Genomic DNA, 14,247 nt, shown 5'->3' on the forward strand with positions numbered 1-14,247 from the left:
CCTTACTTACGGCCTTTACGCTGCTGCTTTTTAGGTTGAGCAGCCGGTTCCGGTTGTTCAACAGCAGCCATACCACCCAGGATCTCACCTTTGAAGATCCATACCTTAACGCCGATTACACCATAAGTGGTGTGCGCTTCAGAGGTGTTGTAGTCAATGTCTGCACGCAGAGTGTGCAGCGGCACGCGGCCTTCACGGTACCATTCGGTACGCGCGATTTCTGCACCGCCCAGGCGGCCACTAACTTCAACTTTGATCCCTTTAGCGCCCAGACGCATTGCGTTCTGTACAGCACGCTTCATAGCACGACGGAACATCACACGACGCTCCAGCTGTGAAGTGATGCTGTCAGCAACCAATTTAGCGTCCAGTTCCGGTTTACGGACTTCGGCGATATTGATCTGTGCAGGAACGCCAGCGATATCCGCTACGACCTTGCGCAGTTTTTCTACATCTTCACCTTTCTTACCGATAACGATGCCAGGACGAGCGGTGTGAATAGTCACACGGATGCTCTTAGCTGGGCGCTCGATAACGATACGAGAGACGGATGCTTTAGCCAGTTCTTTAGTCAGGAACTGACGAACTTTAAAGTCGCTGTCCAGGTTGTCAGCGAATTCTTTGGTATTTGCGAACCAGGTAGAGTTCCAGGGTTTAACAATACCCAGGCGAATACCATTAGGATGTACTTTCTGACCCATTGCTAGTCTCCAGAGTCTCAGCGATCGGACACAACCACAGTAATGTGGCTGGTGCGCTTCAGGATGCGATCTGCACGACCTTTTGCACGCGGCATAATGCGCTTCATGCTTGGGCCTTCGTCTACGAAGATTTTCGTGACTTTCAGATCATCAATGTCAGCGCCATCGTTGTGTTCGGCGTTAGCAATGGCAGATTCCAGGACCTTCTTGACCAGTACAGCCGCTTTCTTATTGGTGTAGGTCAGAATGTCCAGAGCCTGCGACACTTTCTTACCGCGTACAAGATCCGCTACCAGGCGAACCTTCTGTGCAGAAGAACGAGCGTGGCGATGTTTAGCGATAGTTTCCATCTCTTCCTCCTGCCTTAGCGTTTCTTGGCTTTTTTATCAGCCGCGTGGCCGCGATAAGTACGAGTCGGTGCAAATTCACCCAGTTTGTGACCGACCATTTCGTCGGAAACAAAGACAGGAACGTGCTGACGACCATTATGGACAGCGATGGTCAAACCGATCATGTTAGGGAAGATCGTTGAACGACGGGACCAGGTGCGCAGTGGCTTCTTGTCTCCGCTTTCCAAAGCTTTCTCTACCTTCTTCAGCAAGTGCAGGTCAATAAAAGGACCTTTCTTGAGAGAACGTGGCATGGCTTATCCTCTAAAATTATTTGCTACGGCGACGTACGATAAACTTATCGGTACGCTTGTTGCTACGGGTCTTCTTACCTTTGGTCTGCAGGCCCCATGGGGACACTGGATGCTTACCAAAGTTACGACCTTCACCACCACCGTGCGGGTGATCGACTGGGTTCATCGCAGTACCGCGAACGGTAGGACGAACACCACGCCAACGAGCTGCACCGGCTTTACCCAGAACGCGAAGCATGTGCTCAGCGTTACCGACTTCGCCCAGGGTCGCGCGGCAGTCAATTTCGACTTTACGCATTTCACCAGAACGCAGACGCAGGGTAACGTAAGAACCATCACGCGCAACGATCTGCACGTAAGTACCAGCTGAGCGAGCAATCTGACCGCCTTTGCCTGGTTTCATTTCTACGTTATGCACGGTAGAACCCACTGGGATGTTACGCATTGGCAGGGTGTTACCCGCTTTAATCGCAGCATCAACGCCAGATTGAATCTGGTCGCCAGCTTTCAGGCCTTTAGGGGCCAGGATGTAACGGCGTTCGCCGTCTTTGTACAGAACCAGTGCGATGTTCGCAGAGCGGTTCGGATCGTACTCAAGACGTTCAACGGTCGCTGGGATACCATCTTTGTTGCGTTTGAAGTCAACAATACGGTAAGCCTGCTTGTGACCACCACCGATATGACGGGTAGTGATGCGACCATTGTTGTTACGGCCACCGGATTTGCTGTTTTTCTCAACCAGCGGGGCAAATGGTTTGCCCTTGTGCAGCTCCGCGTTTACCACTTTAACTACATGGCGACGACCCGGAGATGTCGGTTTACATTTAACAATTGCCATTGTTCTTCTCCTCCGACTTACTCAGCGCCGCCTGCGAAGTCCAGATTCTGGCCTTCTTTCAGGGTGACGTAAGCTTTTTTCCAGTCGCTACGACGACCAATACGCTGTCCAGAACGCTTAGTTTTGCCTTTAACCAGCAAAGTGTTCACGACTTCAACTTCTACTTCGAAAAGTTTCTGTACAGCGGCTTTGATTTCTGCTTTGGTCGCGTCAGTCGCAACTTTGAGAACGATGGTGTTAGTTTTTTCCATCGCAGCAGATGCTTTTTCAGATACGTGCGGCGCGCGCAGTACTTTCAGCAGACGTTCTTCACGGATCATGCCAGCATCTCCTCAACTTGCTTAACTGCATCAGCAGTCATAACGACTTTGTCGAAGGCGATCAGGCTAACTGGGTCGATACCCGCTGCATCACGTACGTCAACCTTGTACAGGTTGCGAGCGGCCAGGAACAGGTTCTCTTCCAGTTCGCCAGTGATGATCAGCACGTCTTCCAGAGCCATGTCTTTCAGTTTTTCTACCAGCAGCTTCGTTTTAGGAGCTTCCAGAGAGAACTGCTCGACAACGATCAGACGATCTTGACGTACCAGTTCGGACAGGATGCTTTTCAGCGCGCCGCGGTACATCTTTTTGTTAACTTTTTGACTGTGGTCCTGTGGCTTCGCAGCGAAGGTCACACCACCTGAACGCCAGATTGGGCTCTTTACAGAACCTGCACGCGCACGGCCGGTGCCTTTCTGGCGCCATGGCTTTTTGCCTGAACCAGTTACTTCAGCACGAGTCTTCTGAGCACGAGTACCCTGACGAGCACCTGCTGCATAAGCAACAACAACCTGGTGTACCAGCGCTTCGTTGAAATCACGACCGAAGGTAGTTTCGGAAACAGTCAGCGCGCTTTGCGCGTCTTTCAATACTAATTCCATTGCTATCCCCTTACGCCTTCACAGCTGGTTTAACGATAAGGTCGCAACCGGTAGCACCGGGTACTGCACCTTTAACCAGCAGCAGGTTGCGCTCAGCGTCAACACGTACAACGTCCAGACTCTGAACAGTTACACGCTCGTTGCCCATCTGGCCTGCCATTTTCTTGCCTTTGAACACTTTGCCCGGAGTCTGGTTCTGACCGATAGAACCCGGTACGCGGTGTGACAAGGAGTTACCGTGAGTAGCATCCTGAGTACGGAAGTTCCAGCGCTTTACAGTACCGGCAAAACCTTTACCTTTAGATGTTCCAGTCACGTCAACTTTTTTCACGTCAGCGAAAATGTCAACATTAATGCTCTGACCTACAGTGAACTCTGCGCCTTCAACGGTGCGGAATTCCCACAGACCACGGCCAGCTTCAACGCCAGCTTTAGCAAAATGACCTGCTTCAGGCTTAGTTACACGGTTTGCTTTTTTAGCACCGGTAGTTACCTGGATAGCAGTGTAACCGTCGTTTTCCAGGCCTTTGACCTGAGTAACGCGGTTTGCTTCAATTTCGATCACGGTTACAGGGATAGAAACGCCATCTTCTGTGAAGATACGGGTCATACCCACTTTTTTACCGACTAAACCAATCATTGTTTCAACCTCTCAATCGCTCAATGACCTGATTAACCCAGGCTGATCTGCACGTCAACACCTGCAGCCAGATCCAGACGCATCAGAGCATCAACCGTTTTTTCGGTTGGCTCAACGATGTCAACCAGACGCTTGTGAGTGCGAATCTCATACTGATCGCGCGCGTCTTTGTTGACGTGCGGGGAGATCAGAACGGTAAAGCGCTCTTTGCGGGTCGGCAGCGGGATAGGACCACGTACCTGCGCACCAGTGCGCTTGGCAGTCTCTACGATTTCCGCAGTTGATTGATCGATCAGACGATGATCAAACGCTTTAAGACGGATACGGATTCTTTGGTTCTGCATGAGACCAGAGCTCCAATTATTTATAAACGAAAAGAATTACTACTCGCATCCATTACGATTGATGGAGGAGTGTAATCGTTGAGCACATAACCCGCATATCGCGAGTATTGTTGGCGAGCACTTTCGCACTTGCCTGCGACTCATATTGAATCGCGCCTGACCATATTGGCAGGCCCGCGTATTATACGTACATCGGGGGGGAAAGCAACAGCGTTGTCGCTTTTGTTAGCGGAAGGAGAAAACGGGAGAAGAGATCGCAACCACCCTGCCCTGCCAGTCCAGGTGCTTTATGGTCAGGGTGACTGCGTGCCACTGCTTAAAATAACCACAAGTTACGCCTGCGCCTGCTCTTTGAGCTGGCTTTGCAGATAGTTCTGGATGCCCAGCTTTTTCACCAGCTCTAATTCAGTTTCTAACCAGTCGATGTGGTGTTCTTCATCGGCAAGAATTTCAATCATCATATCGCGGCTAACATAGTCGTGGACTTTATCGGCGTAAGCGATAGCTTCACGCAGATCCTTTGCCCCTTCCAGTTCCAGCGCGAGGTCGGATGCCAGCATCTCTTCGACATCCTCTCCAATACGTAACCGTCCCAGATCCTGCAGGTTCGGCAGCCCTTCGAGAAACAGAATGCGCTCAATGTACTTATCAGCGTGCTTCATCTCATCGATGGACTCATGGTATTCCACATTGTTCAGCCGCTGCAGGCCCCAGTTTTTAAACATGCGTGCATGCAGGAAATACTGATTGATGGCCACCAGTTCATTACCGAGCAGTTTGTTGAGATGAGTTATGATCTTACTATCGCCCTTCATGTTGTATCCTCCGCTTCCAGGTTATAAAAGCGTAAGGTTAGTAAGGGCATTAGTCAAAAAAGTGGCGAAGAAATGCGCACTAAATGTCAGGCTATTTCTTTATACTGCGGCACGTGCTGCAATTCGCTTTCCATAATCTCGCGCGCGGCACGAATACACTTCCCGCACTGTTTGCCGACCGGTACCAGCTGGCGTAGCTGCTGAAGAGATTTGGGCTGATAGCGACGGACGACTTCGCGCAGAGTTTTATCACTGACTGCATTACACAAACAAACGTACATACACCAACCTCAGAACATTTTCCGACCAATAGTGTAAATACGAATCGTTATTATTACAATGGTTATTAGCTCACCACGCCCACTCTTTCACCCATAAAAAAAGAGCGCCGAAGCGCTCTTTTCTCTTGCTCTGGCAGAGCGAACTCCGCCAGTTCAAATCATCACAATTAAGCGATAACTTTAGCAACAACACCAGCACCAACGGTACGGCCGCCTTCGCGAATTGCGAAACGCAGACCGTCGTCCATTGCGATTGGTTTGATCAGTTCAACAACCAGTTTGATGTTGTCGCCTGGCATTACCATCTCAACGCCTTCTGGCAGTTCGATGGTACCGGTCACGTCAGTTGTACGGAAGTAGAACTGTGGACGGTAGCCTTTGAAGAATGGGCTATGACGGCCGCCTTCTTCTTTAGACAGAATATAAACTTCTGACTCGAACTTGGTGTGTGGCTTGATTGAGCCTGGCTTAGCCAGAACCTGGCCGCGCTCAACGTCTTCACGCTTAATACCGCGCAGCAGGATACCACAGTTCTCGCCTGCACGACCTTCGTCCAGCAGCTTACGGAACATCTCAACGCCGGTACAGGTAGATTTCACGGTGTCTTTCAGACCCACGATCTCAACTTCTTCACCCACTTTAACGATACCGCGCTCTACACGACCGGTCACAACAGTACCACGGCCGGAGATGGAGAATACGTCTTCGATAGGCAGCAGGAATGGCTTGTCAATCGCACGCTCTGGCTCTGGGATGTAGCTATCCAGGTAACCAGCCAGTTCGATGATTTTCTCTTCCCACTGAGCTTCGCCCTGCAGGGCTTTCAGTGCAGAACCGCGCACGATTGGCAGGTCATCACCAGGGAAATCGTAAGCAGACAGCAGCTCACGCACTTCCATTTCTACCAGCTCCAGCAGCTCTTCGTCATCAACCATGTCACATTTGTTCATGAACACGATGATGAAAGGAACGCCAACCTGACGACCCAGCAGGATGTGCTCACGAGTCTGTGGCATTGGGCCATCAGTCGCAGCAACAACCAGGATCGCGCCGTCCATCTGAGCAGCACCGGTGATCATGTTTTTCACATAGTCGGCGTGGCCTGGGCAGTCAACGTGCGCGTAGTGGCGAGTTGGGGTGTCATATTCAACGTGAGAAGTGTTGATGGTGATACCACGTGCTTTTTCTTCTGGCGCGTTATCGATCTGGTCGAACGCACGAGCAGAACCGCCGTAGGTTTTAGCCAGAACGGTGGTGATAGCAGCAGTCAGGGTAGTTTTACCGTGGTCAACGTGGCCGATAGTACCAACGTTGACGTGCGGTTTGGAACGTTCAAATTTCTCTTTAGACACGACGATATTCCTTACTTTAATGCTCTCACCCTTTGGTGAGAGCATAGGATCAATATTTAAACTGTAGCTTATTTGCTACGAGCTTCAATTACGGCCTGAGCGACGTTGTTCGGCGCATCATCATACTTCAGGAACTCCATGGAGTACGAAGCACGGCCTTTCGTCAGAGAACGCAACTGAGTCGCGTATCCGAACATTTCAGACAGCGGAACCTCAGCGTGAATCTGAACGCCAGTAGCGTTAGATTCTTGTCCTTTGAGCATACCACGACGACGGCTAAGGTCACCGATAACGTCACCGGTATTCTCTTCAGGAGTCTCTACTTCAACCTTCATGATTGGTTCAAGCAGTACCGGCGTTGCTTTCTTAAAGCCGTCTTTGAACGCAATAGAAGCCGCCAGTTTAAACGCCAGTTCTGAGGAGTCAACATCATGGTATGAACCAAAGTGCAGACGAACGCCCAGATCTACTACAGGGTAACCAGCCAGTGGGCCTGATTTCAGCTGTTCCTGAATGCCTTTGTCAACCGCAGGGATGTATTCACCAGGAATCACACCGCCTTTAATATCGTTGACGAATTCGTAACCTTTAGGGTTAACGCCCGGCTCCAGTGGGTACATGTCGATAACAACATGACCGTACTGACCACGACCACCAGACTGCTTGGCGTGTTTACCTTCGATATCGGTAACTTTCGCACGAATCGCTTCGCGGTAAGCAACCTGAGGTTTACCGACGTTGGCTTCAACGTTGAATTCACGCTTCATGCGGTCAACGATGATGTCCAGGTGCAGCTCACCCATACCAGCGATGATAGTCTGGTTAGTTTCTTCGTCAGTCCATACGCGGAATGACGGGTCTTCTTTAGCCAGACGACCCAGAGCCAGACCCATTTTTTCCTGGTCAGCTTTGGTTTTCGGCTCTACAGCGATGGAGATTACCGGCTCAGGGAATTCCATACGCTCCAGAATGATGACGTTGTCCGGGTCACACAGGGTGTCACCAGTGGTCACGTCTTTCAGACCGATCGCTGCGGCGATATCGCCTGCACGAACTTCTTTGATCTCTTCACGCTTGTTGGCGTGCATCTGTACGATACGGCCCAGACGCTCACGAGCAGATTTAACCGGGTTGAACACGGTATCACCTGAGTTTACTACACCAGAGTAAACGCGGAAGAAGGTCAGGTTACCCACGAATGGGTCGGTAGCAATTTTGAACGCCAGAGCAGCAAACGGCTCTTTGTCATCTGAGTGACGAACAGCTGGAGTGTCTTTACCATCGTCCAACATACCGTTAATCGCAGTAACGTCGGTCGGTGCTGGCAGATACTCAACAACCGCATCCAGCATCGCCTGAACACCTTTGTTCTTAAATGCAGAACCACAGGTAACCAGGATGATTTCGCTGTTCAGAACGCGCTTACGCAGAGAAGTTTTGATCTCTTCTTCAGTCAGCTCTTCGCCGCCAAAGAATTTCTCCATCAGCTCATCAGAGCCTTCAGCTGCGGCTTCAACCAGCTTGCCACGCCATTCTTCGGCCAGTTCCTGCATATCAGCTGGAATATCTTCGTATTCGAAGGTGACGCCCTGATCGGCTTCGTTCCAGTTGATCGCTTTCATTTTCACCAGGTCAACAACACCGGTGAATTTCTCTTCTGCGCCGATAGCCAGCTGCAATGGCACCGGGTTTGCACCCAGGCGCTTTTCCATCTGGTCAACAACTTTCAGGAAGTTTGCACCCATGCGGTCCATTTTGTTAACGAACGCAATGCGTGGAACTTTGTATTTGTTAGCCTGACGCCATACGGTCTCAGACTGCGGCTGAACGCCACCAACTGCACAGTAAACCATTACCGCGCCATCAAGCACACGCATAGAACGCTCAACTTCGATGGTGAAGTCAACGTGTCCTGGGGTGTCGATGATGTTTACGTGGTGTGGTTCAAACTGCTTAGCCATACCAGACCAGTAACAGGTGGTCGCAGCGGAAGTGATGGTAATACCACGTTCCTGTTCCTGCTCCATCCAGTCCATGGTTGCTGCGCCGTCATGTACTTCACCGATTTTGTGGTTTACACCGGTGTAGAACAGAACACGTTCGGTAGTTGTAGTCTTACCGGCGTCGATGTGCGCACTGATACCGATGTTACGGTAGCGTTCAATGGGTGTTTTACGAGCCATTTGATTCCTCTGATTCTTAGACGTTCTAAGTTAAAAAAGCCCAGCAGGTAAGTCACTGGGACGCCCGCTGGGTTTATAACAACTACAGAGCTGTTACCAGCGGTAGTGAGCGAACGCCTTGTTGGCTTCGGCCATACGGTGAACGTCTTCACGTTTCTTAACTGCAGTACCTTTGTTTTCTGCAGCATCAGAAAGTTCGTTCGCCAGGCGCAGAGCCATAGATTTATCACCGCGTTTACGAGCAGCTTCTACGATCCAACGCATTGCCAGAGCATTACGACGAACCGGACGGACTTCAACTGGTACCTGATAAGTAGAACCACCAACGCGACGGGATTTAACTTCCACGGTTGGGCGGACGTTGTCCAGGGCTACTTCAAATGCTTCCAGCTCGTTTTTACCAGAACGCTGAGCCAGGGTCTCCAGCGCGTTATAAACGATAGTTTCAGCAGTAGATTTTTTACCATCTACCATCAGGATATTTACAAATTTGGCCAGCAATTCTGATCCGAACTTAGGATCTGGCAGGATTTTACGCTGACCAATGACGCGACGACGTGGCATGGAAATACTCCGTTGTTAATTCAGGATTGTCCAAAACTCTACGAGTTTATTATGACATTTAAGATAAAACGTTTGGCCTTACTTAACGGAGAACCATTAAGCCTTTGGCTTCTTCACGCCGTACTTGGAGCGAGCCTGCTTACGGTCTTTAACACCTGAGCAGTCCAGCGCGCCACGAACGGTGTGGTAACGCACACCTGGCAAGTCTTTTACACGACCGCCACGGATCAGGATCACGGAGTGTTCCTGCAGGTTATGACCTTCACCGCCGATGTAGGAGGTAACTTCAAAACCGTTGGTTAAACGAACACGACATACTTTACGCAGTGCGGAGTTCGGTTTTTTAGGGGTAGTAGTGTATACACGAGTACATACACCACGTTTCTGCGGGCAGGCTTCCAGCGCAGGCACGTTGCTCTTTGCAACTTTGCGTACGCGTGGTTTGCGAACCAGCTGGTTAACTGTTGCCATTAAATAGCTCCTGGGATTTAGCTTTTGCTTCGTAAACACGTAATAAATCGCCTCGCGGAATCACGAGGCCGCAGAATTTTAAGGCTGAGACCAAAAGGTGTCAAGAAATAACCAGGATTACTACTGTCACCAGGTCATTTGCTGCGGGTTCTTTACAACCAGCGCAACGAAGTCAGTATAGCCTACCGTCGTCACATTGGTTGAAATTTGAGCAGATAAACCACGCGCCTCGACATCTTCCTGCAGCACGTAGAGTGAGATGGGGGCATTAAGCAAGGCTTCAAGGGCAGGGCTGCCTTCCAGAGCCGCAATCACCCCATCCTGAAGTAGCAGCACATCATCGCCGTCAGCCAGCAGGCGCAGCAACGCAGCGACATCGCAGCGAAAAGGTGAAGTCATCAGGGTATGCAGCATGGTTTCCTCAGAAGGTAATCACCCGGTCGTAGTTATCCAGGGTTTGACGCAGGTCAGCAGGCGTTAAAATCTCAGCAGGCAGCACGCGGGCCGCGTCGGCAGCAATGCCTCGTTCTGCTAACGCCGCAGCGCACAGATAGCAGCGCTCGACGTCATACATCGGCAGCACGCCAAAGGTCGCGATATAGTTGCGCGCCAGAATCTGCTGCGGCTGCTGGCCCGCGGTGAGCTGCAGTACGCCATCGCTGACAAAGAACAGCGCGATATCCTCGCTGAGTGCCGACGTCGCCAGCACAGCATCCAGCCCTTCCCGCCCGGCACTGCTGCCATGGGGCGCCTGAGTAAACACGAAAGCGATACGATTCATCAGAACTGCACCATGCGGTCACAGCTGAGGGCGGCTTCAGCCAGTGCACCCAACCCGCTGAGTTGAAAACCTGTGGCGAGATTCGCCACAGGCAGGCCAAGGCTGGCGGCTTCGTGCTGATCGGCCACGCCACGGCGCAGCGCTGCCGCCACACAGATATTCAGCGCCACGCCGTGCTCTGTGTGCAGCTGCTGCCAGTGACGGGTCAGATCGGTTTCATCGCTGGCCGGGGCATTCAGCAGGCTGGCATTCAGCACCCCTTCACGATAGAAAAACACGCTTTCCAGTTCATGGCCCTGCGCCAGCAGCTCGCGGGCAAACAGCCAGGCGCTACTGGCCTGCTGTGTGCCATAGGCCGGGCCGGTCACCATCAGGCAGAAACGCATTACTTATCCTGGCCGTGGAAATCGCCATTTTTGAACTGGCGAATGTAAAGATAGACCGTGTGCTTGGAGATATTCAGGCGATCCGCCACCTGGTTAATCGCATCTTTGATATCAAAGATGCCTTTCTCATACAGATTGAGCACGATTTGGCGATTCTTGGCGTTGTTGGACACATTGCGATCGGCGCTGACTTCTTCAATCGAGAATTCCAGCGTCTGCATCACCAGGTCTTCCACCGAGGAGGCGAAATTGACTGAGGAGGCCACTTCCTGCGTTTCAGGCGGCATGAAAGTCGCCATAATCTGCGAGAACGGGACATCAAGGTTCATATTGATGCACAGCAGGCCGATCACCCGCTGTTCGCGATTGCGGATAGCAATGGTCACCGACTTCATCAGCACGCCGCTTTTGGCACGGGTAAAGTAGGCTTTCGAGACATTACTGTCAGCACCCGTCATATCGTGCAGCATGCGCAGCGCGAGATCGGTGATTGGCGAGCCTATTTTGCGCCCGGTATGTTCACCGTTGGCAATACGCACCGCCGAGCACTTCAGGTCTTCCAGCGAGTGCAGCACGATCTCGCAGTGCGAACCGATAAGCATCGCCAGGCCATCAACAACAGCTTCGTAAGATTTGAGAATTTCGAAATCCCCGGCGGTGAATGGGTGCTGTTCAAGCAGCTCCAAATCCGCGACGTCACCGGAGAACAGTGAATTAGACATTGACGACACCACCCTTTGACCAGAGCCTGTCACACGGCGCAAGGGCAGACTCATTCTTATTAAATGCGCGCCGGATAGTCTAGCAAATATGGGAAAGGCGTGTCCCAACCTTTGTCGTGAAATGCAATCTAACGCAAAAAGCAGGGGAATAGCTGTGCAGGTGGGGGAAACAAAACCGCCACCCGAAGGTGGCGGTGGCAGGCATTACTGCTTAGCTTTGGCATCACCAGCGGCTGGTGCAGCCGGGGCTGGTGCGGCATCGGCTTTCGCCGCCGCTTTGATGTCCAGCAGCTCAACGTCGAATACCAGCGTGGAGTTAGCCGGAATACCCGGAACGCCATTTTTGCCGTAAGCCAGGTTCGGTGGGATCACCAGCTTAATTTTGCCGCCTTTCTTCACGTGCTTCAGGCCTTCAGTCCAGCCAGGGATAACACCATCCAGACGGAATGACAGCGGCTCGCCGCGGGTGTAAGAGTTATCGAACTCGGTGCCGTCGATCAGCGTCCCTTTGTAGTTCACTACAACGGTATCGCTGTCAGTCGGCGCGCTGCCGGTTCCTTCTTTCTCTACCTGGTAGAGCAGACCGGATTCGGTTTTCTTCACGCCTTTCTCTTTAGCGAATTTAGCCGCGTAAGCGTCACCTTTGCTGGCGTTTTCTGTCGCATCTTTTTCCATCTTCGCCTGAGCGGCACCCTTCACACGGCCTTCGAAGGACTGCAGCGTCTGCTCGATCTCCTGGTCAGAGAGTTTGCTCTTACCAGCAAACGCATCCTGAACGCCGGCGATCAGCTGAGTTTTATCCAGGGTGATGCCCAGTTTTTCCTGTTCCTTCAGGGAGTTCTCCATGTAGCGGCCCAAAGATGCACCCAGCGCATATGCAGACTGCTGGTCGTCATTTTTGAAGGCGGCATTTTTAGGAGCCTGCTGCGGTGCTGCTGCTGGCTTAGCCTGAGCGGCGTCGGCAGCCATTGCCAGCGGGGCATTCAGCGCAACGGCCATCGTGGTAGCTAACAATGTGACTTTAAACAGTGATTTCATCCATTTCTCCAAAACCGAAGCATCTCACCTCGGGAATCGTTTGCAGGCCTGCGGCCTGAAATATAACTGGGGGCGAGCTGAAAAAATAGTCTCGCCATGACAAAGTGAAGTTAACTTCCGACCACGTGTTCGCCCGAAAGTTTCACCACAGGAATGGAGTCAGTTAAAAGACTTTTCAACCTCTGGCGGCTAATTTACGCCGTTTCGCCTACTTCTGCCCGCATTTTACCGTTAGAATCGGGCAATTCGCCAGGAGTGCGCCTGGCCCGGTAGTAACAAGAGGAAACAGAATGCAACAATCACTGCTGGAGCAGCGGCTGGAGATGCTGGAGAGCAAACTGGCGTTTCAGGAAATGACCATTGATGAGCTGAACCATACGGTGGTACAGCACGAACTGGAGATGGCGCGCGTGCGTGAACAGATGCGCCTGCTGACCGACAAACTTAAGGCTGCCGCGCCGTCACTAATGGCCGATCAGTCCGAAGAAACCCCGCCTCCGCACTACTGATCCCCGGTCGAGGTATGCCTCGACCCTACATGCCCGACTCGCGGTCGCTTAACCCGCAGCAACCGTAAAAAACAAAAAGGCCACCCGCAGGTGACCTCTGACTCGTAGGGGGCGACCTTTTTTCCGGTCGCCCCTGCACGGTTATCGATCAGTGGCTGCAGCCGCAACCGCCAGTACCACAACCGCCCTGACCGTGGTCATGGCCGTGATCGTGGTCATGGTGATGACCGTCTTCGCCGTGAACGTGGCCGTGGGCCAGCTCTTCTTCGGTCGCAGCACGGATCGCCACAACTTCAACATTGAAGTTCAGGTTCTGGCCAGCCAGCATGTGGTTACCATCAACCACGACGTGGTCGCCGTCTACTTCAGTGATTTCAACCGGTACCGGGCCCTGATCGGTTTCTGCCAGGAAGCGCATGCCAACCTGCAGTTCGTCAACGCCCATAAATACGTCTTTCGGTACGCGCTGCACCAGGTTCTCATCGTATTCGCCGTAGGCATCGTTTGATGCGATATTCACATCAAACTTGTCGCCAGCTTCACGATTTTCCAGCGCCTTCTCCAGCCCGGAAATCAGGGAACCATGACCGTGCAGGTAGTCCAGCGGTGCGCTCACCGGGGATTCATCAACCAACACACCATCTTCTGTACGGACCTGGTATGCCAGGCTGACCACGAGGTCTTTTGCTACTTTCATGATTACTCCTAACCGTTGAGAGCGTTGAGCCCTTAATTCGCTGGCTGTTTTACCAACGCTAAGGGCTCTAAGTGGCGCCGATTGTATCGAATTTCAACCCGGCTGTACTGTACAGCTTAAAAAAAGCTGTGCAATTACGCTACTCGGGATGAAAAATTCCGATCACCTGCTCATTGCTGCGCACCTGTTCGCGCGCCTTTTTGTCGGCTTCACGCATCTGATGACCGCATTTCACACACTCGACCACATCGATATTATTTTCCCGCCACAGGGCGAGCGTGTCGCGAGCCTGGCATTTCGGGCAGGTCGCGCCAGCGATAAAACGTTTACGCATCATAATCACCATTAAATTCCGCAGGA

Annotated in this window: 22 protein-coding genes; 1 reads left to right on the plus strand and 21 read right to left on the minus strand. The window is 52.0% G+C overall.

Annotated features, from left to right (window positions below; all coding sequences use genetic code 11):
• Positions 1-2 precede the first annotated feature (2 nt).
• The 19 genes from rpsC to fkpA all read right to left on the minus strand — a co-directional run bounded on the left by rpsC (position 3) and on the right by fkpA (position 12,681).
• Positions 3-701, minus strand: a complete 699-nt coding sequence (gene rpsC / locus J2Y91_RS06185) for a 30S ribosomal protein S3 (protein WP_002919766.1) — start codon at positions 699-701, stop codon at positions 3-5.
• Positions 702-718: 17 nt separating this feature from the next.
• A complete protein-coding gene (rplV, locus tag J2Y91_RS06190) occupies positions 719-1,051 on the minus strand; it encodes a 50S ribosomal protein L22 (RefSeq protein WP_000447532.1) in 333 nt (110 codons plus the stop codon).
• Between the two features lie 14 nt (positions 1,052-1,065).
• Positions 1,066-1,344, minus strand: a complete 279-nt coding sequence (rpsS, locus tag J2Y91_RS06195; protein WP_004160590.1) for a 30S ribosomal protein S19 — start codon at positions 1,342-1,344, stop codon at positions 1,066-1,068.
• Between the two features lie 16 nt (positions 1,345-1,360).
• Positions 1,361-2,182: a 50S ribosomal protein L2 gene (gene rplB / locus J2Y91_RS06200; RefSeq protein ID WP_048917636.1), complete on the minus strand. Its 822-nt coding sequence runs from the start codon at positions 2,180-2,182 to the stop codon at positions 1,361-1,363.
• Positions 2,183-2,199: 17 nt separating this feature from the next.
• Positions 2,200-2,502: a 50S ribosomal protein L23 gene (gene rplW, locus J2Y91_RS06205; protein ID WP_048917637.1), complete on the minus strand. Its 303-nt coding sequence runs from the start codon at positions 2,500-2,502 to the stop codon at positions 2,200-2,202.
• Complete coding sequence (rplD, locus tag J2Y91_RS06210; protein WP_023656564.1) at positions 2,499-3,104, minus strand: 50S ribosomal protein L4; 606 nt, start codon at positions 3,102-3,104, stop codon at positions 2,499-2,501. The genes rplW and rplD overlap by 4 nt, the downstream gene beginning before the upstream one ends.
• A 10-nt stretch (positions 3,105-3,114) precedes the next feature.
• Complete coding sequence (gene rplC, locus J2Y91_RS06215) at positions 3,115-3,744, minus strand: 50S ribosomal protein L3 (protein WP_048917638.1); 630 nt, start codon at positions 3,742-3,744, stop codon at positions 3,115-3,117.
• A 32-nt stretch (positions 3,745-3,776) separates the two neighbouring features.
• Entirely contained in the window at positions 3,777-4,088 is a 312-nt protein-coding gene (rpsJ, locus tag J2Y91_RS06220) for a 30S ribosomal protein S10 (RefSeq protein WP_001181005.1), read from the minus strand.
• Positions 4,089-4,420: 332 nt separating this feature from the next.
• Positions 4,421-4,903 (minus strand): bacterioferritin, encoded by a 483-nt coding sequence (bfr, locus tag J2Y91_RS06225; protein WP_048917639.1) that lies wholly within the window; start codon positions 4,901-4,903, stop codon positions 4,421-4,423.
• A gap of 86 nt (positions 4,904-4,989) precedes the next feature.
• Positions 4,990-5,184, minus strand: a complete 195-nt coding sequence (bfd, locus tag J2Y91_RS06230; RefSeq protein WP_048917640.1) for a bacterioferritin-associated ferredoxin — start codon at positions 5,182-5,184, stop codon at positions 4,990-4,992.
• 167 nt (positions 5,185-5,351) lie between these two features.
• The gene (tuf, locus tag J2Y91_RS06235) at positions 5,352-6,536 is read right to left on the minus strand and encodes an elongation factor Tu (protein ID WP_133622231.1); all 1,185 of its coding nucleotides are present in this window, start codon (positions 6,534-6,536) and stop codon (positions 5,352-5,354) included.
• A 68-nt stretch (positions 6,537-6,604) separates the two neighbouring features.
• Positions 6,605-8,719: an elongation factor G gene (gene fusA / locus J2Y91_RS06240; RefSeq protein WP_048917641.1), complete on the minus strand. Its 2,115-nt coding sequence runs from the start codon at positions 8,717-8,719 to the stop codon at positions 6,605-6,607.
• Positions 8,720-8,812: 93 nt separating this feature from the next.
• On the minus strand, positions 8,813-9,283 hold the full coding sequence (rpsG, locus tag J2Y91_RS06245; protein ID WP_004160604.1) for a 30S ribosomal protein S7: 471 nt from the start codon (positions 9,281-9,283) through the stop codon (positions 8,813-8,815).
• A 96-nt stretch (positions 9,284-9,379) separates the two neighbouring features.
• Complete coding sequence (gene rpsL, locus J2Y91_RS06250) at positions 9,380-9,754, minus strand: 30S ribosomal protein S12 (protein ID WP_003852912.1); 375 nt, start codon at positions 9,752-9,754, stop codon at positions 9,380-9,382.
• A 126-nt stretch (positions 9,755-9,880) separates the two neighbouring features.
• Complete coding sequence (gene tusB, locus J2Y91_RS06255; RefSeq protein WP_048917642.1) at positions 9,881-10,168, minus strand: sulfurtransferase complex subunit TusB; 288 nt, start codon at positions 10,166-10,168, stop codon at positions 9,881-9,883.
• A gap of 7 nt (positions 10,169-10,175) precedes the next feature.
• The gene (tusC, locus tag J2Y91_RS06260) at positions 10,176-10,535 is read right to left on the minus strand and encodes a sulfurtransferase complex subunit TusC (protein ID WP_048917643.1); all 360 of its coding nucleotides are present in this window, start codon (positions 10,533-10,535) and stop codon (positions 10,176-10,178) included.
• Positions 10,535-10,921: a sulfurtransferase complex subunit TusD gene (tusD, locus tag J2Y91_RS06265; RefSeq protein WP_133622566.1), complete on the minus strand. Its 387-nt coding sequence runs from the start codon at positions 10,919-10,921 to the stop codon at positions 10,535-10,537. Before tusD ends, tusC begins: the two co-directional genes overlap by 1 nt.
• Positions 10,921-11,643 (minus strand): helix-turn-helix transcriptional regulator, encoded by a 723-nt coding sequence (locus J2Y91_RS06270; RefSeq protein WP_048917645.1) that lies wholly within the window; start codon positions 11,641-11,643, stop codon positions 10,921-10,923. Before J2Y91_RS06270 ends, tusD begins: the two co-directional genes overlap by 1 nt.
• A gap of 204 nt (positions 11,644-11,847) precedes the next feature.
• Positions 11,848-12,681 carry an FKBP-type peptidyl-prolyl cis-trans isomerase gene (fkpA, locus tag J2Y91_RS06275; protein ID WP_048917646.1) on the minus strand — a complete coding sequence of 278 codons (834 nt, stop codon included), beginning with the start codon at positions 12,679-12,681 and terminating at the stop codon, positions 11,848-11,850.
• A gap of 290 nt (positions 12,682-12,971) precedes the next feature.
• Here fkpA and J2Y91_RS06280 point away from each other — a divergent pair, with 290 nt between their 5' ends.
• A complete protein-coding gene (locus J2Y91_RS06280; protein ID WP_048917647.1) occupies positions 12,972-13,190 on the plus strand; it encodes a protein SlyX in 219 nt (72 codons plus the stop codon).
• A gap of 148 nt (positions 13,191-13,338) precedes the next feature.
• Here the strand turns inward: J2Y91_RS06280 and slyD are convergent, their stop codons facing one another.
• A complete protein-coding gene (gene slyD / locus J2Y91_RS06285) occupies positions 13,339-13,887 on the minus strand; it encodes a peptidylprolyl isomerase (protein ID WP_048917648.1) in 549 nt (182 codons plus the stop codon).
• A 139-nt stretch (positions 13,888-14,026) separates the two neighbouring features.
• Complete coding sequence (locus J2Y91_RS06290) at positions 14,027-14,227, minus strand: YheV family putative zinc ribbon protein (protein WP_166643205.1); 201 nt, start codon at positions 14,225-14,227, stop codon at positions 14,027-14,029.
• Between the last annotated feature and the right edge of the window lie 20 nt (positions 14,228-14,247).

The organism is Erwinia aphidicola (assembly GCF_024169515.1).
Taxonomy (GTDB): Bacteria; Pseudomonadota; Gammaproteobacteria; order Enterobacterales; family Enterobacteriaceae; genus Erwinia; species Erwinia aphidicola.

Bases quoted from the DNA above. Each gene is read 5' to 3' on its own strand.
- rpsC (WP_002919766.1), bottom strand. From the start codon at position 701: ATGGGTCAGAAAGTACATCCTAATGGTATTCGCCTGGGTATTGTTAAA.
- rplV (WP_000447532.1), bottom strand. From the start codon at position 1,051: ATGGAAACTATCGCTAAACATCGCCACGCTCGTTCTTCTGCACAGAAG.
- rpsS (WP_004160590.1), bottom strand. From the start codon at position 1,344: ATGCCACGTTCTCTCAAGAAAGGTCCTTTTATTGACCTGCACTTGCTG.
- rplB (WP_048917636.1), bottom strand. From the start codon at position 2,182: ATGGCAATTGTTAAATGTAAACCGACATCTCCGGGTCGTCGCCATGTA.
- rplW (WP_048917637.1), bottom strand. From the start codon at position 2,502: ATGATCCGTGAAGAACGTCTGCTGAAAGTACTGCGCGCGCCGCACGTA.
- rplD (WP_023656564.1), bottom strand. From the start codon at position 3,104: ATGGAATTAGTATTGAAAGACGCGCAAAGCGCGCTGACTGTTTCCGAA.
- rplC (WP_048917638.1), bottom strand. From the start codon at position 3,744: ATGATTGGTTTAGTCGGTAAAAAAGTGGGTATGACCCGTATCTTCACA.
- rpsJ (WP_001181005.1), bottom strand. From the start codon at position 4,088: ATGCAGAACCAAAGAATCCGTATCCGTCTTAAAGCGTTTGATCATCGT.
- bfr (WP_048917639.1), bottom strand. From the start codon at position 4,903: ATGAAGGGCGATAGTAAGATCATAACTCATCTCAACAAACTGCTCGGT.
- bfd (WP_048917640.1), bottom strand. From the start codon at position 5,184: ATGTACGTTTGTTTGTGTAATGCAGTCAGTGATAAAACTCTGCGCGAA.
- fusA (WP_048917641.1), bottom strand. From the start codon at position 8,719: ATGGCTCGTAAAACACCCATTGAACGCTACCGTAACATCGGTATCAGT.
- rpsG (WP_004160604.1), bottom strand. From the start codon at position 9,283: ATGCCACGTCGTCGCGTCATTGGTCAGCGTAAAATCCTGCCAGATCCT.
- rpsL (WP_003852912.1), bottom strand. From the start codon at position 9,754: ATGGCAACAGTTAACCAGCTGGTTCGCAAACCACGCGTACGCAAAGTT.
- tusB (WP_048917642.1), bottom strand. From the start codon at position 10,168: ATGCTGCATACCCTGATGACTTCACCTTTTCGCTGCGATGTCGCTGCG.
- tusC (WP_048917643.1), bottom strand. From the start codon at position 10,535: ATGAATCGTATCGCTTTCGTGTTTACTCAGGCGCCCCATGGCAGCAGT.
- tusD (WP_133622566.1), bottom strand. From the start codon at position 10,921: ATGCGTTTCTGCCTGATGGTGACCGGCCCGGCCTATGGCACACAGCAG.
- J2Y91_RS06270 (WP_048917645.1), bottom strand. From the start codon at position 11,643: ATGTCTAATTCACTGTTCTCCGGTGACGTCGCGGATTTGGAGCTGCTT.
- fkpA (WP_048917646.1), bottom strand. From the start codon at position 12,681: ATGAAATCACTGTTTAAAGTCACATTGTTAGCTACCACGATGGCCGTT.
- J2Y91_RS06280 (WP_048917647.1), top strand. From the start codon at position 12,972: ATGCAACAATCACTGCTGGAGCAGCGGCTGGAGATGCTGGAGAGCAAA.
- slyD (WP_048917648.1), bottom strand. From the start codon at position 13,887: ATGAAAGTAGCAAAAGACCTCGTGGTCAGCCTGGCATACCAGGTCCGT.